Here is a 14,152-nt window from a genome sequence, read left to right as displayed (position 1 = left end):
ACTTCCAAGCAAAGGCTTGGCAGCTTTCAATCGATGTGCTCACAAACGCCAACAAAATTTGTTTTCCCTTCAGGCTTCCACTGTCCCTGATTCGCTGTGTGTTCCACAAATTTTTAATTTGATCTTCGCACCTATTCAACTTGGTTCTATAATAGCGACACCAGACCCCTTTTGTCAAATCTTTCTGCTGAATAAGCTAGTTAAAAGGAATCGGCTGGAAAATGCCGTCTTTTAATTGCATCGTTTCAGTGAATCCGATCGACTGCAATAATTCAACGGTCTCAGGGAAATGACAGGTCAACGTGGTCGTTTCGTGGCTGTCACTCGTAATAATGATCGGACATTCCCGTTGCTTCAATTGTTTTAGCAGGAATGGATTCGGATAGGGTGTCTTTCGCCAATGTCGAGAGATCGCCCCCGTGTTGATCTCCACCATGCCGTCATAGGTCTGGATAATGTCGATCACATCATTCAACGCTTTCGAAGCGATCGCCTGATATTCTGCGCTGTTCTCATCCAACCATGGATTTTTCTCATTGAATTTCGTGATCAAGTCAAAATGCCCCACGATCTCCGAATGGTTTTGATCGATGTGTCTCACCACCGTATCGTAAAAATCCCGCACCATGTGCATTTTATCCCCTTGATACCAGTCATCCAGCGTCTTCATCAAGCTCTCAGGACTCTCATCTACGCTGCGGAATACTCCTTGTCGCGGCGGAAAATAGTGGACAGACCCAATCGTATAATCATACCCATAGATAGGATCAGCACTGTAATAATCCCATTCCAAGCCAATGCTGATGTTCAACTGACCCGCTAATTTTTCCTTTAAGTCCCGTAAAGCAGCTTGATACGCCCCTTCATTTTGGACACCGGGACAGCTTGGATCAAAAAGTGCCGGCGAATGACAGGTGAATCCTAGATCTGTAAACCCTAGAGCGATCGCGGCTTGCGCCATGTCCTCTAAGCTGTCTTTTCCATCACACCACGTGCTGTGGGTGTGGGCATTTGAATAAAACATCGCTAACCTCCAAAAAATTGACGTCTATTGCATCGGTTCTTGCTTCACTTTTTTATCGACAACATGGCGATTCGCTAATTCTTGGCGAACCTCTGTTACATCGATCCCCATTTCTACCATCAATACAAGAACATGATACACTAAATCGGAAATTTCGAAAACGGTTTCGATGCGATCTTCCTTCATCGCGCCGATCACGACTTCCGTAGACTCTTCTCCAACCTTCTTCAGGATTTTTTCGATGCCTTTTTCAAATAGATAACTCGTATAGCTGCCTTCTTGCGGCACTTCTTTGCGTCCTTTGACTAATTCGTACAACGCATCGATCGTTGCCTGCTCGTCTTTGCCGTATAATACGTCATTGAAGCAGCTCTCAGCGCCTGTGTGGCAGGCTGGACCCTCTTTTTTGACCTTCGCGACTAAAGCATCCTGATCGCAATCCAATTTCAGTGAAACCAAATGCTGATAGTTCCCACTAGTTTCCCCTTTGCGCCACAATTCCTTGCGACTGCGGGAATAGAAGGTCATCAATTGATCCTTTAATGTCAATTCATAGCTTTCTTGATTCATATAGGCTAACGTCAAGACTTCATTGGTCTCGGCATCCTGTACGATCACCGGGATCAAGCCTTGCTCGTCAAATTTCAACTCAGTCATGATGCGCCTCCTCTACACCATACGAACAGGAATCCCTGCCGTATTCAATTGTTTTTTCAGATCAGGGATCTTCACTTCACCATAATGGAAGATCGATGCAGCCAAACCAGCTTCAATCTTCGGCAACTGAAAAAGATCAATGAAATCTTCCATTTTCCCAGCGCCCCCAGAAGCCACGATCGGCAAGCTGGTGATCTCGCTGACTGCTTTCAGCAGCGCCAAATCAAACCCTTGCTTCACACCGTCTGTATCCATGCTGTTGATGACTAATTCTCCTGCACCTAACTGCTCTCCCTGGCGAATCCATTCTAACGCCTCTAGACCGGTATCTTCGCGGCCCCCTTTGGCAAAAACATGCCACTGCTCTCCAACACGACGAATATCCACCGACAGCACAACACACTGGCTGCCGTAACGTTTCGCGCCTTCTTCAATCAATTGAGGCCGTCGAATCGCTCCCGAATTGACACTGACCTTGTCCGCCCCGCAATTCAAGACCCGTTCAAAATCAGAGACCTCATTGATTCCGCCGCCGACCGTCAAAGGAATGAACACCTCCGACGCCACGCCCTTCAAAATATCAGTAAACAACCCGCGTTCTTCTGCTGAAGCCGTGATATCATAAAAGACTAATTCATCTGCCCCCTGCTCATTGTAAAATCGAGCCAAAGTAACTGGATCATTGACGTCTTTCAAGCCCGCGAAATTCACGCCCTTCACCACACGGCCATCTCGAACATCCAAACACGGAACAATACGTTTTGCGATCATTGCTCCTCCTCCTTACTAGCAGCCAAAACCTCTTCCAACTTTAACCCGCCATTGTACAAGGACTTGCCGACGATCGCACTTGAAACGCCCAGCTTTTTCAATCCTTTGATATCTTCCAAAGAAGCAACACCGCCAGAAGCGACGATTTCGATCTCCAACTGATTGAGCTTTTCATATAGGGGCAAGTTGATGCCGTCTCCTGTCCCATCTCGGGAAATCTCCGTAAAGATGATCGTCTCTGCGCCCCAGTCTACCAACTGCTGGCAAAAATCAAAGGCATCTGTTTCTGTTTTTTCTAGCCAACCCTCTACAGCAACTTTTCCCTCCTTGGCATCCACACCGACCGCAATCTTATGGCCGTATTTTTTTAACATCGCTTGTGTGAATACTGGATCTTTTTGCGCGACCGTCCCGAGAATCACCCGATCAACACCGGCAGAGAAGCAATGTTTGATGGTTTCTTCATCACGAATCCCGCCGCCAACTTCAACAAACAGGTTCGTATTCTCCACGATTTTTTTGGCGATCCCGAAGTAATGCAGTTTTCCCGCCTTCGCGCCATCCAAATCAACAAGATGCAGATACTTCGCGCCAGCTTTTTCAAAAGATTGCGCAAAAGCTACTGGATCGTCGCCAAACACTTCTTTTTGGTCGTAATCTCCTTGATACAGACGTACGACTTTTTCATCTAACAGGTCAATTGCTGGAAAAATTTTCATGCCGGCACCTCCGTAAATGCTTTTAAGATCTTCAACCCAACCTCGCCGCTCTTTTCCGGGTGGAATTGGGTTCCAAAGACATTCTTATTTTGAACGATTCCTGGAATTGAGAGCCCATACTCACTGTCGGCGACCAGATGCTCTTGGCAATCCGTCGCGTAATAGCTGTGGACATAGTAAACAAAATCATTTTCACCCAATGAGCGAACCAGTGGACTTTCAGGCTTTTTGACGTCTAAGCGATTCCAGCCGATCTGGGGAACCTTTAGATCGATCTTCGCTTGATCGAAGGCCTCGCGCATTGAGACGATCCGTCCCGGGATCAAGCCTAAACCAGGATGCTCGCCGAATTCTTCGCTTTTATCAAATAGAAGCTGCATACCTAAGCAAATCCCTAAAAAAGGTTTGCCAGAAGCCGCCAGCTCTTGAATCGGCGCCACTAAGGAGAGCTCCTCCAATTTCTTTCGTGCATCGCCAAAGGCACCGACACCGGGCAAGATGATCCGATCGGCCGCCTTTAATTCTTCGAGTGAACGTGTCACTTGGCATTCCACTCCCAAGTATTCCAATGAGCGCGACAAGCTAAACAAGTTGCCGACACCATAGTCAATAATCGCTAGCATAGGCTTCCCCCTTAATTTATCGTCCCTTTTGTCGATGGGATCTCATCTGGTGCGGCTTGGTTGATCGCCACTGCTTCCCCCAGTGCCCGCCCAAAGCCCTTGAAGCAGGCTTCCACGATGTGGTGGCTGTTCTTACCGGCGATTTGATGCAAATGGATGGTTGCGCCGATCTCCCGAGCAAAAGCGATGAAGAATTCTTCGACCAATTCAGTGTCAAACTGCTGACCGATCTTTTCACTAGGAATGTCCAGCTCGACGACCGCCATCCCGCGTCCGCTGATATCGATCGCTGCCATGACTAGGGCTTCGTCCATCGGCAACAACATACTGCCGTAGCGTTTGATCCCGCGACGTTCCCCCAAGCTATCGGAAAATGCCCGACCGATCGCGATGGCTACATCCTCTGTCGTATGGTGTGCATCCACTTCAATATCACCGTCACAGACCAGATCAAGATCAAAGCGTCCATGGCGTACAAATAATTCCAGCATATGATCCAAAAAACCGACACCCGTTTTGATGGTTTGCTGCCCAGTGCCGTCTACTGCTAAGGTCAATTGAATCTTCGTTTCCGATGTATTGCGCGTTACTTCTGCTTGTCTCATGCCTTCACCTCTTCTAATATGCTTCTCAAAGCCGCTGCCAATTGTTCCATTTGTTCTTGCGTTCCCACAGTGATCCGCAAATATTCTTTCGTCCGCGGCTGATTGAACCAGCGGACTAAAATTTTCCGTTCTCTCAAGGCTTGGAAGAGTGTTTCCCCGGCCATTTTTGGATGCCTCGCAAAGAGAAAGTTTCCCTGACTGTCTGTTTGTTCAAAGCCAAGGGCCGTCAATTCCTGCTTGCTCCATTCTCTTACTCGGATCGTTTCTTGGATCTTTTCATCTACATAGGCCTGCTCCTGCAAGACAGCGCCACCGGCTGCTTGGGTCAGGCTATTGATATTGTAAGGATTCAAGCTGAAACGCAGGCGGTTCATATCTGCGATCAGCGCCGCATTTCCGACACCAAAGCCTAAGCGCGCGCCAGCCAACTGACGTGATTTGGAGAAGGTGCCCACGACCAATAAATTTTTATAGCGATTGATCAAAGACACCATAGACTCGCCGCTAAAATCGATATAGGCTTCATCCACGATGACCAAACGTTCAGGATGCTTTTCGATAAAAGCGCAGATCTCTGTTTGTGACAGATATATTCCCGTTGGTGCATTCGGATTCGCAAAAATCACGGTTCCTGACAACGCATCATAATCTGTCAACTCAAGTGAAAAATCCTCCTTCAAAGGAACAACAGTCGCATCCACATGATACAAGCCGCTGTACACTTGATAAAATCCGTAGGTCACATCAGGGAAAGCGATGCCTTTTTCAGTAAAGCCTTGGAAAAGATACGAAAGGACCTCATCGCTGCCATTCCCTAGAAAAAGCTGCTTCTGCTCCACACCTAAATATTCCGCCAATGGCTTGGCTACCGCTTCTACCGCGATATCGGAATACCGATTCAATGTTTGAGAAGCTTCGGCAACTGCTGCTTGAACACTAGGCGCAGGCGGATACGGACTTTCATTCGTATTCAATTTGATGAAGCTTTCCTCATCCACCTGTTCACCTGGCGTATAAGGAACCAGCTCCTGAAATTTTTGGTTCAAAAATGTCATGCCTCTTCACCTCTTCGTACTTTCATCGACCGTGCGTGCCCCATCAACTCTTCCGTCTCCGCAAATAATTCCACCGCGTGAGCCGCTTCTCGCATCGCCTCTTCTGTGTAATACAAATAGCTGCTCTTCTTTACAAAGTCATCGACAGACAATGGCGAGTAAAAACGCGCCGTTCCTTCTGTCGGCAACGTGTGGTTCGGACCAGCAAAATAATCTCCTAAAACCTCTGGCGTATGGTGCCCTAAAAAGACGCTCCCGGCATTTTCCACTTTTCCTAACAGCGCAAAGGGCTCTGCCACCGCTAACTCGAGATGCTCCGGTGCGATTTGATTCGCGATCGACAGTCCTTCAGCCAGATCCTTCACCAAGATGATCTTCCCGTTGGTTTCAATGGCCGCTTCCGCGATCGCTCTTCTTGGCAGCGTCGCCAATTGCTGAGCGATTTCTGCCTGAACATCGTCGATCAAGGCTTCTTCCGTTGTCACCAGAATCGCTTGAGCCAATTTATCGTGCTCCGCCTGAGCTAAAAGATCTGCTGCGACCCAACGCGGATTCGCTGTATGATCCGCAACGATCAATACGTCACTGGGACCGGCGATCATGTCGATATCGACTTCCCCGTACACCATCTTTTTAGCAGTCGCTACGTAAATATTTCCCGGTCCGACGATTTTATCGACTTTGGGAATCGTTTCTGTTCCATAAGCAAGCGCCGCTACGCCATGCGCGCCGCCAACCTTGTACACATTGTCCACGCCCGCGATAGAAGCCGCCGCCAAAATAGCAGCAGGGACATTGCCCTCATGGTCTGTAGGCGTGATCATGACGATTTTTTTGACTCCGGCTATTTTTGCCGGCAGTACATCCATCAACACCGTACTAGGATAGGCTGCTGTTCCACCAGGCACATACACACCGACACGTGCCAACGGACTGATTCGCTGTCCCATCACCACGCCGTTTGGTTCCGTCGAAACAAACCCCTGACGAACCTGCTTCTTATGGAACGCCAAAATATTTTCTTTCGCCTGCGTCATCACTTCTAGCAATTCTGTCGAAACCGCCGACTTGGCCGCCTCGATCTCAGCCTCCGTGACAGCTAGCGACGACAATGTCACCTGATCGATTTCTTCGATGAGCTGATACAGTGCCTGATCGCCGCCTTTTTGCACACGTTCAATAATTTTCGTCACTACCGCTGAAACATCTGCTGTCTCAGAATAGCTTCGCGACAAAATAGCCGTTAATTGATCCTTTTTCGTCGAATAAACTCTCATAGCTGCTCCCTCACCTTCTCGATCACTCGCTGGATGCGTTCCTGTTTGAAGCGCCACGTCGCATGATTGATGATCATGCGTGCGGAAGACGGCGCAATATCCTGAATCACTTTTAGGTCATTTTCTTTCAGAGTGGTTCCTGTCTCGACAATGTCCACGATCACATCAGATAGTCCCAGCAACGGCGCCAACTCGATAGAGCCGTGCAAGTGGATCAGTTCCACCGAACGTCCCAGTCCTTCGTAGTATTTCCGAGTAATCTGAGGATACTTCGTTGAAACACGTAACGGTCGAGAAAAATCTTCCTCAAAATCATTATGCGCGGCAACCGCCAACCGACATTCCCCCATGTGCAGATCGAGAAATTCGATGACTTCGGCTTTGCTTTCCAATAAAATGTCCTTGCCAACAACCCCGATATCCGCGGCTCCATGCTCTACGTAAATAGCAACGTCACTAGGTTTTACCAAGAAGAAGCGCAGTTTATTCTTCTCGTCGCAAAAAATCAATTTACGATTCTCTTCAAAAACACCCTCTGAAGCCACTCCTGCTTTGGTGAACAGGTCATAAACGGCATCGCCCATCCGCCCTTTCGGTAAGGCAATATTTAAATAATCCGAGTCCTGCGTGTCATCCGGCAGTTTCTGACCCACATGATTCAGCTTCATCCCAAAGCCGATCGCCCCTTGATCCTTGCCCTGCCGACTCATCAAGCGGTCATAACGGCCGCCGTATAAAATAGTCTCCCGTGCTTCCTTGATAAAACCTTGAAACAGCAAGCCGCTATAGTAGTCGGCATCGTTCATGATAGAAAAATCAAGCCGCAGACGAATCTTGTTGGAGAGGTTGTCCTCCTGTAAAGCCTTGTACAATTGCTTCAATTCTTCTAATCCCGCTTGTGCTTGCGGATAATCTGCCAATAATACTTTTGCTCGCTGATATTTCGTTTCAAAATCTCCCGACAAACGCACCAGCTTCGCCAAATGCTCCGATTCTTCATCAGACAAGCCAGCTTTTTTCGTTAAGGTATCCATTCCGTGAGAACTCTTGTCCCGTAAACAATCCAGCACTTTCGGACGATCCTCTTCTGGGAAGCGTTCGCAGATGCCATTCAAGATCCCCATATGGGAAAGATCCAGCGTGCCTTCCCCCACCTGAGCCAAGCTTTCCCAAGCCAGCTTCAGTACTTCCAATTGATCTTCCCAAGTAATCTCATCAATGATCTCTAAACCGATCTGATAAATTTTTTGGTATTCCCCCGCCTGGCGGTCGTGGCGATAGACATCCTCGACATAATAAACTTTCCGTGCCTCTCCCGCGGGTGTATTTTTCGCGATCGAAAGCGTCACATCGGGTTTCAGAGCCATGGTTCGCCCGTCATTTCCCGTAAACGTTATAATGGAAGAATTTCGTAAAAAGTTATAGCTTTGCTGATAGTTGCTATACTCTTCGAAATTATTTAAGTGATAGGGATGAAAATGATGCTGAGTATACAACTTTCTTAACTCTAATTCGATTTGTTCTTCTGGTCTCAGGACTTCCCATAATTCTTCCACACTATCACTCCTTGATTTGATTGGATTTAGATTAGTTTTTTCTAACCATATTAATCACTTTATCATAAAATTGCAATGGAAACCTGCGAAGCTTTCTACTTTTAGGAAAATCACACAAAAAAAGAATTCTTTTTTCAATAGCCGATTCTCAGAATTTCTATCCGAAAGGCCCAGTATTTCTGCTATACTTTTAGCAATACGTTAGGAGGGATCATTATGTTTGCATCATCGAAAAGAGTACATCATAGATTTGAGTTATTTATTGCAGAGAATCCGAAGTTGTCTATCCTGCTACTGATCGTTACGTTGTCTGCCGTGCAAGGGATCGTAAATTTTTTCAGAGGTGCGCCTCTCCTTTCCAATCTCAGCTATATTTTTAGTTTGATTTGGTTCTACTCTATTGGCATTCTCGCTTCAAACTTTACGAAAAAGAAAACTGGGCAATTCTTTATTTGCTTTCTCCTTTCCTTCATTACATTGATCCTTCAAAGTATTTTTGAGAAAAGTCTCGTTGATCACACGTCGGTCTTCTTACTTGCGATCCTGGCACTTTTTATCGGCAGCTTATCTTGGCTGCTCACAGCTTCTCTGTCATCCAAAAGAACTAGACAGGAGAACGTTTAATGACACAGCGACATGTAAAACAAAGGAAAGACCAAAACCTTTTATTATTTCTAGGGGTATTTGTTGCAGCGCTTCTATTTGACTCGTTCCGCGACTTATTTCTACACGGCTGGTCAGCGAAACGTGCCTTTTCGATTGCCGTCGTTCTTTTTTTCTTACCCTTTTCCTATCTCATTGAGAAAAAGACGGATTGGACGAATAGAGCAAAGTTACTCGTTTATTTCTTTTACTTTTTGATCACTGGAACATTCGCCTCGGCTATCCTCTATCAGAATCACTTAACGGGAGAAATGCTTTTTCTCTATTGTTTCCTATCCTTCTTTGGCAGCCTCTCTTGGTTTGCTATTTGCAAACGATTGAAGACAAAAAAATAAGCTGCCGCACCGATTTGGTACAGCAGCTTATTCTTCCTCTTTTGGCTTTAAAACATCTTGCCATTCACTCATTTGATCAATGAATTTTTTACTTTTTAAATGCAGCCCGATATATTCTTCATACAATTGATCCAGCGTTTGCCGGATCGCTTTTTTTGTTTCCGGTTTTAGACTGATCGTATTGATCGTTTCGTAGGTGATACTGTTGAACATCCGAAGAAAATAAATCGCTCTCGGATCTGCATGGTAGCGATGAGGATCTAGATCCCAATGCTCCTGACACAAGATCCCGTTATACTTCGATGAAAAATCAAACGCGCCCGTTTTTTTGCCGCAGACTCCGCAAGCCTGCCAGTTCAATGAGACTCCAAAACGCTGCATGATCTGTATTTCATAGATGTTCATGATCGTCTCGCCGTCTTCACCATCATTCATTCGCTGCAACGCTTCTCTTGTAAAGCCATAAAGCGCTGGATCATAGACATGGTCTTCGATCGCCGCATCCGCTAACCCTAAAATATAGGACCCATAGGCATTTAAAAAAATGTCCTCTTGCAGCTTCCGCAACGGATGGATCTCCTTTGCACTGTTGAGAAAGGACAGTCCATCTGTTTTTAAATTCCCGATAAAGACAGCCTCGGTGAAGGGTTGAACAGCCGTCTGCAACGGATTATTCGCCCGATGAATGCCTTTGGCAAAGAACATCACCTTCCCAGCAGATTCAGTAAAAATCTTGATCAGCTTGTCCTTTTCCTTGTAATCACGACTGAATAGGATGATCCCCTTCGTCTCGCCGATTTGTGCCATAGATGTCCCTCCAATTTCATGAGAAAAGCTCCACGAAAAATTCGTGAAGCTCCGATCCATTAATAATCGTCTTTGCGATACCCGTAATCTTGCAAATACGTTTGTTTATCGCGCCAATCTTTTTGAACTTTGACCCATAACTCTAAATACACTTTATCAGCCAAGAGTGTTTCAATATCTTTGCGGGCTTGCGTCCCGATGTTTTTCAACATTTTGCCGCCTTTTCCGATAATGATCCCTTTTTGACTCGTCCGTTCCACGATGATCGTCGCTTGAATATGAACCTTATCGTTCTCGTCACGTTTCATCGACTCTGTAACGACCGCGACAGAATGCGGTACCTCGTCTCGTGTCAAACTCAAGACCTTTTCACGGATCAGTTCGGATACGATGAAGTATTCTGGATGGTCAGTGATTTGATCATCAGGGAAGTATTGTGGTCCTTCGTCCATTTGATCTACCAAGACCTCTAGCAGATGCTCCACATTGTTTCCTTCCGTTGCGGAGATTGGAATGATCTCTTTGAATTCCATGATCGTACGATAATCATCAATGATCGCTAACAATTCATCTGGATGGATCGTATCGATCTTATTGATCACTAAGTAAACAGGCACTTGTTGTTTGCTCAAGCGTTCCAAAATAAAGTCGTCCCCACGGCCGCGCTTTTGTTCAGCACTGACCATAAACATGATCGCATCCACTTCTCTTAGTGCACTGTAAGCCATCTCCACCATGTAGTCTCCTAAACGATGCTTAGGCTTATGGATGCCGGGTGTATCGATGAATACGATTTGTGCTTCAGGTATCGTGTATACCCCTTGGATCTTATTTCTTGTCGTTTGCGCTTTATCACTCATAATGGCGATTTTTTGCCCGACGATGCGATTCAGCAATGTTGACTTGCCCACATTCGGACGGCCAACGATTGCCACAAAGCCTGATTTATGTTCTGACATGTAAATGTTCCTTTCTGAACCTTAAGTACAGTTTACTTAAAGAAAAGCTCAATGATTTTTGGTAAAAAGATGATCACACCAACGATGATCGCAAATAGTGACGTCACCAACACTGCGCCTGCGGCCATGTCCTTGATCTTTTTTCCGATTGGATGGAAGTGGCAATCGGTCACCATATCCACCACATTCTCAAATACCGTGTTGATGATCTCAACGATCCAAACTAAGAAGACCGCCAAAAATATCCAGAGCCACTCCAACACGGAGACCCCTAATAAAAAAGCTACGAGAATCGCCATCAGCCCAAAAACGACATGGGCCCGCATATTGCGTTCTTCCTGGAAGACGGTCTTGATCCCCTGAATCGCAAATTCCAAAGAGGTAACAAAATGTTTGTTTTTTTCGGGTTTATCTTTTAAGTCCATAGGCATCTAATATCTCTTTCTGTAGACCAAACATCTCTTTTTCATCCTCAGGAGTCATATGGTCGTACCCATTGATATGTAAAAAACCGTGTACGGCTAAAAATCCTAATTCACGATCAAAACTGTGCCCGTAATCTTCTGCTTGTTCTCGCGCACGTTCTGTAGAGATCATGATGTCGCCCAGGTTCCGCGGCATCGGATTTTCTTCATCCATGATGATCGGAACCTCGTTTTCCCCTTCTTCTTCCAGTGCAAAACTAATGACATCGGTCGGTGCATCTTTGCCGCGATAGTCGCGATTGATGACTTGGATCGCCGCGTTGTCCATAAACGTCACAGACATTTCTGTATCTTCCGGTAGTTTTAAATAATCTGCCGCAAATTGCAGTACACCATCGATTTCTTGTATTTTTTCTTCAGAGACCTGCTCTGTTTCATCAATAAAAGTAATATCCATTATTCTGCCCCTTTTTTCTCTTGCTCTTCTTTCATCTTTTCAGCTTCTGATTGCATTCTTGGATACTTGATCCGTGAATGGAACGTGGAGCTCAATCCGCTGATCAATGATTTCTCAACGATTCGAATCTCTTTCAACGTCAACCCAGAATCATCCAGTTGCCCGTCGCTGATCCGTTCTTCGATTAAATTATGGACAAAATCCGTAATCTTATCAATCGAAGGATGGTCCATTGCTCTGACTGCTGCTTCACAACTGTCGGCAATGTTTACCACACCCGCTTCACGCGTTTGAGGCTTCGGTCCTGGATAACGAAATTCCGCTTCGGTTGTTTCAGGATTCCGCTCTTTTGCTTTAAAGTAGAAGAATTTCATCAACGTCGTTCCGTGATGCTGGTAACAAATATCAATGACCATTTGCGGCATTTTGTATTTTTTCAAAATTTTCGCGCCTTCGATCACATGACCGAAGATGATTTGCTTACTGTCTTCCGGCAACAGGAAGTTGTGGGGATTTTCAGCCCCCGTCGGAAGATTTTCAACGAAGAAATTCGCGTGACGGATCTTACCGATATCGTGATAATAACAAGCCACTCGTGTCAGCAGTGAACGCCCTCCGATCTCTGCTACCGCATTGGCACTAAGATTGGCGACCATCATTGAGTGATGGTACGTCCCCGGCGCTTCTTCCAACAATTGCTTCAGCAACGGATGGTTCGGGTTGCTTAACTCATTCAGCGTGATCACACCACTGTCTGTCACTAGAATCTCTATATACGGTTGAAGCCCCATGCCCATGATAAAGGACAGCATGCTAGCAGCGAATGCCCCCAGCAACAGGCCCCATGTCTGACTGTCCATAAAGGACATCCCTTGGTAAATACTCAATATGATCGACCAAACAATCGGGAAGGCCACGATCCACAGCATCGCTTGTTTTACTTGGTCAGACAGCCGTTTTTGTTTTACCATCACAGCCAATGTTCCAGAAAAGAGATACGTCATCAAAATGACTGGAAGCATGTTGGTACCGATGGCTTTGTAATAAATAAACAACGCAAAAACCGTTTGAAAAACTGCGGCCAAAGCGCCCGCCCGTCGATTGACAAAGACGGTCAAGATCAACGGCATAAAGGCTGCTGGGAAAAACAGCGCCAGATTATTCGACGTGCTCCCTTGGAAGGATTGCAAGATCTTCATAATAATGACACCAATGGTCATTGTTGCACTATAGAATAAAATGAAGCGCACACGTTGAAACTCCACTTCAAACTGACGACTGTAAAACCATAGAAGCACCCCTTGTAAAACAGCAGCTAAAATCATTGCGATCAATGGAAAAACCGAGGTGCTTGAACTCGTCAAGCCTAGCAGCTTCAACTTGTTAATAGCATTTGCGTCGATTTGACTGCCTTCACGAACGATTACCTCGCCTTGGAAGATCATGACTGGCTGAACAGATTCACTGGCTTGTTCCTTGAGCTCGTCTGTTCGCTTCTGGTTCAAAGAGTCATTGATGACGATGCCTTCTTCCAATAAATAGCGCATCGCTTGGTTTGCTTCATCCGTCAGATTTAACGCTTGGATCTTATCGATCGCTTGCTGTTTGTATTCAGCAAGGTCGCTCTGGCGAATCCGCTTCATCATTTGTTCATCTAACAACTTCAAGCTTTCCGTTCCGACCTTGTTCAAATCACTCGTACCCAATTGTACGACCGCTTGGTAAAAGTCTTCGGGAAGCTCTTGGTAAAAGGATACAGTATCAGGGTCTAACCCTTCAAAATTTTTCTTCACTGCCGCTACACGTTCATCAACAGTAGGCTGAGGGACCTTTTCGCCATCCTTTGCCTGAGAAACTTTGGTTTGATAATTTTTATCTAACTCGTTATTTGCCTTTTGAATAATCCCGATCAATTGGCTGATACGGTCATGCTGCGTCTGAGCAAGATCCGATTGATACGTGTACTCAGGCGTCACCGCCTCGGCAGCAAGCTGACGTTTCTGATCCGTCTCCGCTTTGTTTTCAATCGTTTTGTTGGCCCGAATACTCTCCGTAGCAACTTGACCTTCTTTGTAGTCCACGCTCTTTTGAAGCACGCTAGTAAGCATCGTCAAGACCAATATCGTTGAAAAGATCACTAAAATGATCGGTATAAATTTTGAACCTAACTTTTTCAGCAAGTTATTGATTGGTTGATTTAACATTCAATTCCCTCCTGA

General features: G+C 45.9%; 16 protein-coding genes. 2 read left to right on the top strand and 14 right to left on the bottom strand.

Features of this window, described 5'->3' with window-relative positions:
• Window positions 1–196: 196 nt before the first annotated feature.
• The 9 genes from IGI66_RS04075 to hisG are packed head-to-tail and all read right to left on the bottom strand — an operon-like array spanning window position 197 to window position 8,287.
• The gene (locus IGI66_RS04075; protein WP_314580478.1) at window positions 197–1,024 is read right to left on the bottom strand and encodes a histidinol-phosphatase HisJ family protein; all 828 of its coding nucleotides are present in this window, start codon (window positions 1,022–1,024) and stop codon (window positions 197–199) included.
• A 24-nt stretch (window positions 1,025–1,048) separates the two neighbouring features.
• Window positions 1,049–1,681 (bottom strand): bifunctional phosphoribosyl-AMP cyclohydrolase/phosphoribosyl-ATP diphosphatase HisIE, encoded by a 633-nt coding sequence (gene hisIE / locus IGI66_RS04070; RefSeq protein WP_438847690.1) that lies wholly within the window; start codon window positions 1,679–1,681, stop codon window positions 1,049–1,051.
• Window positions 1,682–1,693: 12 nt separating this feature from the next.
• Entirely contained in the window at window positions 1,694–2,452 is a 759-nt protein-coding gene (gene hisF, locus IGI66_RS04065; RefSeq protein ID WP_086305549.1) for an imidazole glycerol phosphate synthase subunit HisF, read from the bottom strand.
• Entirely contained in the window at window positions 2,449–3,171 is a 723-nt protein-coding gene (gene hisA, locus IGI66_RS04060; protein WP_438847688.1) for a 1-(5-phosphoribosyl)-5-[(5-phosphoribosylamino)methylideneamino]imidazole-4-carboxamide isomerase, read from the bottom strand. The genes hisF and hisA overlap by 4 nt, the downstream gene beginning before the upstream one ends.
• Window positions 3,168–3,794, bottom strand: a complete 627-nt coding sequence (hisH, locus tag IGI66_RS04055) for an imidazole glycerol phosphate synthase subunit HisH (RefSeq protein WP_438847686.1) — start codon at window positions 3,792–3,794, stop codon at window positions 3,168–3,170. The genes hisA and hisH overlap by 4 nt, the downstream gene beginning before the upstream one ends.
• Before the next feature lie 11 nt (window positions 3,795–3,805).
• Window positions 3,806–4,399: an imidazoleglycerol-phosphate dehydratase HisB gene (gene hisB, locus IGI66_RS04050; RefSeq protein ID WP_288226781.1), complete on the bottom strand. Its 594-nt coding sequence runs from the start codon at window positions 4,397–4,399 to the stop codon at window positions 3,806–3,808.
• Window positions 4,396–5,454 carry a histidinol-phosphate transaminase gene (hisC, locus tag IGI66_RS04045; protein WP_438847684.1) on the bottom strand — a complete coding sequence of 353 codons (1,059 nt, stop codon included), beginning with the start codon at window positions 5,452–5,454 and terminating at the stop codon, window positions 4,396–4,398. Before hisC ends, hisB begins: the two co-directional genes overlap by 4 nt.
• Window positions 5,451–6,731, bottom strand: coding sequence for a histidinol dehydrogenase (hisD, locus tag IGI66_RS04040; RefSeq protein WP_438847682.1), 1,281 nt, complete (start codon window positions 6,729–6,731; stop codon window positions 5,451–5,453). Before hisD ends, hisC begins: the two co-directional genes overlap by 4 nt.
• Complete coding sequence (gene hisG, locus IGI66_RS04035) at window positions 6,728–8,287, bottom strand: ATP phosphoribosyltransferase (protein ID WP_438847680.1); 1,560 nt, start codon at window positions 8,285–8,287, stop codon at window positions 6,728–6,730. Before hisG ends, hisD begins: the two co-directional genes overlap by 4 nt.
• A gap of 216 nt (window positions 8,288–8,503) precedes the next feature.
• On the opposite strand from hisG, the gene IGI66_RS04030 reads away from it, so the two are divergent.
• Together IGI66_RS04030 and IGI66_RS04025 are read left to right on the top strand one after the other, a co-directional pair.
• Window positions 8,504–8,911 carry a hypothetical protein gene (locus tag IGI66_RS04030; protein WP_438847678.1) on the top strand — a complete coding sequence of 136 codons (408 nt, stop codon included), beginning with the start codon at window positions 8,504–8,506 and terminating at the stop codon, window positions 8,909–8,911.
• Complete coding sequence (locus IGI66_RS04025) at window positions 8,911–9,285, top strand: hypothetical protein (protein WP_438847677.1); 375 nt, start codon at window positions 8,911–8,913, stop codon at window positions 9,283–9,285. The genes IGI66_RS04030 and IGI66_RS04025 overlap by 1 nt, the downstream gene beginning before the upstream one ends.
• Window positions 9,286–9,312: 27 nt before the next feature.
• On the opposite strand, the gene recO is transcribed toward IGI66_RS04025, so the two are convergent.
• Genes recO through IGI66_RS04000 form a run of 5 tightly spaced genes read right to left on the bottom strand, consistent with a single transcriptional unit; the run spans window position 9,313 to window position 14,137 of the window.
• The gene (recO, locus tag IGI66_RS04020) at window positions 9,313–10,092 is read right to left on the bottom strand and encodes a DNA repair protein RecO (protein ID WP_010781507.1); all 780 of its coding nucleotides are present in this window, start codon (window positions 10,090–10,092) and stop codon (window positions 9,313–9,315) included.
• A 59-nt stretch (window positions 10,093–10,151) separates the two neighbouring features.
• The gene (era, locus tag IGI66_RS04015; protein ID WP_086305539.1) at window positions 10,152–11,051 is read right to left on the bottom strand and encodes a GTPase Era; all 900 of its coding nucleotides are present in this window, start codon (window positions 11,049–11,051) and stop codon (window positions 10,152–10,154) included.
• Between the two features lie 32 nt (window positions 11,052–11,083).
• A complete protein-coding gene (locus tag IGI66_RS04010; protein WP_010781509.1) occupies window positions 11,084–11,482 on the bottom strand; it encodes a diacylglycerol kinase family protein in 399 nt (132 codons plus the stop codon).
• Window positions 11,460–11,933: an rRNA maturation RNase YbeY gene (ybeY, locus tag IGI66_RS04005; RefSeq protein ID WP_010781510.1), complete on the bottom strand. Its 474-nt coding sequence runs from the start codon at window positions 11,931–11,933 to the stop codon at window positions 11,460–11,462. Before ybeY ends, IGI66_RS04010 begins: the two co-directional genes overlap by 23 nt.
• A complete protein-coding gene (locus tag IGI66_RS04000; protein ID WP_010781511.1) occupies window positions 11,933–14,137 on the bottom strand; it encodes an HD family phosphohydrolase in 2,205 nt (734 codons plus the stop codon). Before IGI66_RS04000 ends, ybeY begins: the two co-directional genes overlap by 1 nt.
• Between the last annotated feature and the right edge of the window lie 15 nt (window positions 14,138–14,152).

Source organism: Enterococcus sp. AZ048, assembly GCF_051715125.1.
GTDB lineage: Bacteria > Bacillota > Bacilli > Lactobacillales > Enterococcaceae > Enterococcus_A > Enterococcus_A gilvus.
The sequence above is the reverse complement of the archived record's forward strand: the minus strand, read 5'-3'. Positions and strand labels throughout refer to the sequence as shown.

Coding starts and splice junctions, on each gene's coding strand:
- hisH (WP_438847686.1), bottom strand. CDS start 3,794: ATGCTAGCGATTATTGACTATGGTGTCGGCAACTTGTTTAGCTTGTCG.
- IGI66_RS04030 (WP_438847678.1), top strand. CDS start 8,504: ATGTTTGCATCATCGAAAAGAGTACATCATAGATTTGAGTTATTTATT.
- IGI66_RS04025 (WP_438847677.1), top strand. CDS start 8,911: ATGACACAGCGACATGTAAAACAAAGGAAAGACCAAAACCTTTTATTA.
- hisD (WP_438847682.1), bottom strand. CDS start 6,731: ATGAGAGTTTATTCGACGAAAAAGGATCAATTAACGGCTATTTTGTCG.
- hisF (WP_086305549.1), bottom strand. CDS start 2,452: ATGATCGCAAAACGTATTGTTCCGTGTTTGGATGTTCGAGATGGCCGT.
- recO (WP_010781507.1), bottom strand. CDS start 10,092: ATGGCACAAATCGGCGAGACGAAGGGGATCATCCTATTCAGTCGTGAT.
- IGI66_RS04010 (WP_010781509.1), bottom strand. CDS start 11,482: ATGCCTATGGACTTAAAAGATAAACCCGAAAAAAACAAACATTTTGTT.
- era (WP_086305539.1), bottom strand. CDS start 11,051: ATGTCAGAACATAAATCAGGCTTTGTGGCAATCGTTGGCCGTCCGAAT.
- hisIE (WP_438847690.1), bottom strand. CDS start 1,681: ATGACTGAGTTGAAATTTGACGAGCAAGGCTTGATCCCGGTGATCGTA.
- hisB (WP_288226781.1), bottom strand. CDS start 4,399: ATGAGACAAGCAGAAGTAACGCGCAATACATCGGAAACGAAGATTCAA.
- hisC (WP_438847684.1), bottom strand. CDS start 5,454: ATGACATTTTTGAACCAAAAATTTCAGGAGCTGGTTCCTTATACGCCA.
- hisA (WP_438847688.1), bottom strand. CDS start 3,171: ATGAAAATTTTTCCAGCAATTGACCTGTTAGATGAAAAAGTCGTACGT.
- IGI66_RS04000 (WP_010781511.1), bottom strand. CDS start 14,137: ATGTTAAATCAACCAATCAATAACTTGCTGAAAAAGTTAGGTTCAAAA.
- IGI66_RS04075 (WP_314580478.1), bottom strand. CDS start 1,024: ATGTTTTATTCAAATGCCCACACCCACAGCACGTGGTGTGATGGAAAA.
- ybeY (WP_010781510.1), bottom strand. CDS start 11,933: ATGGATATTACTTTTATTGATGAAACAGAGCAGGTCTCTGAAGAAAAA.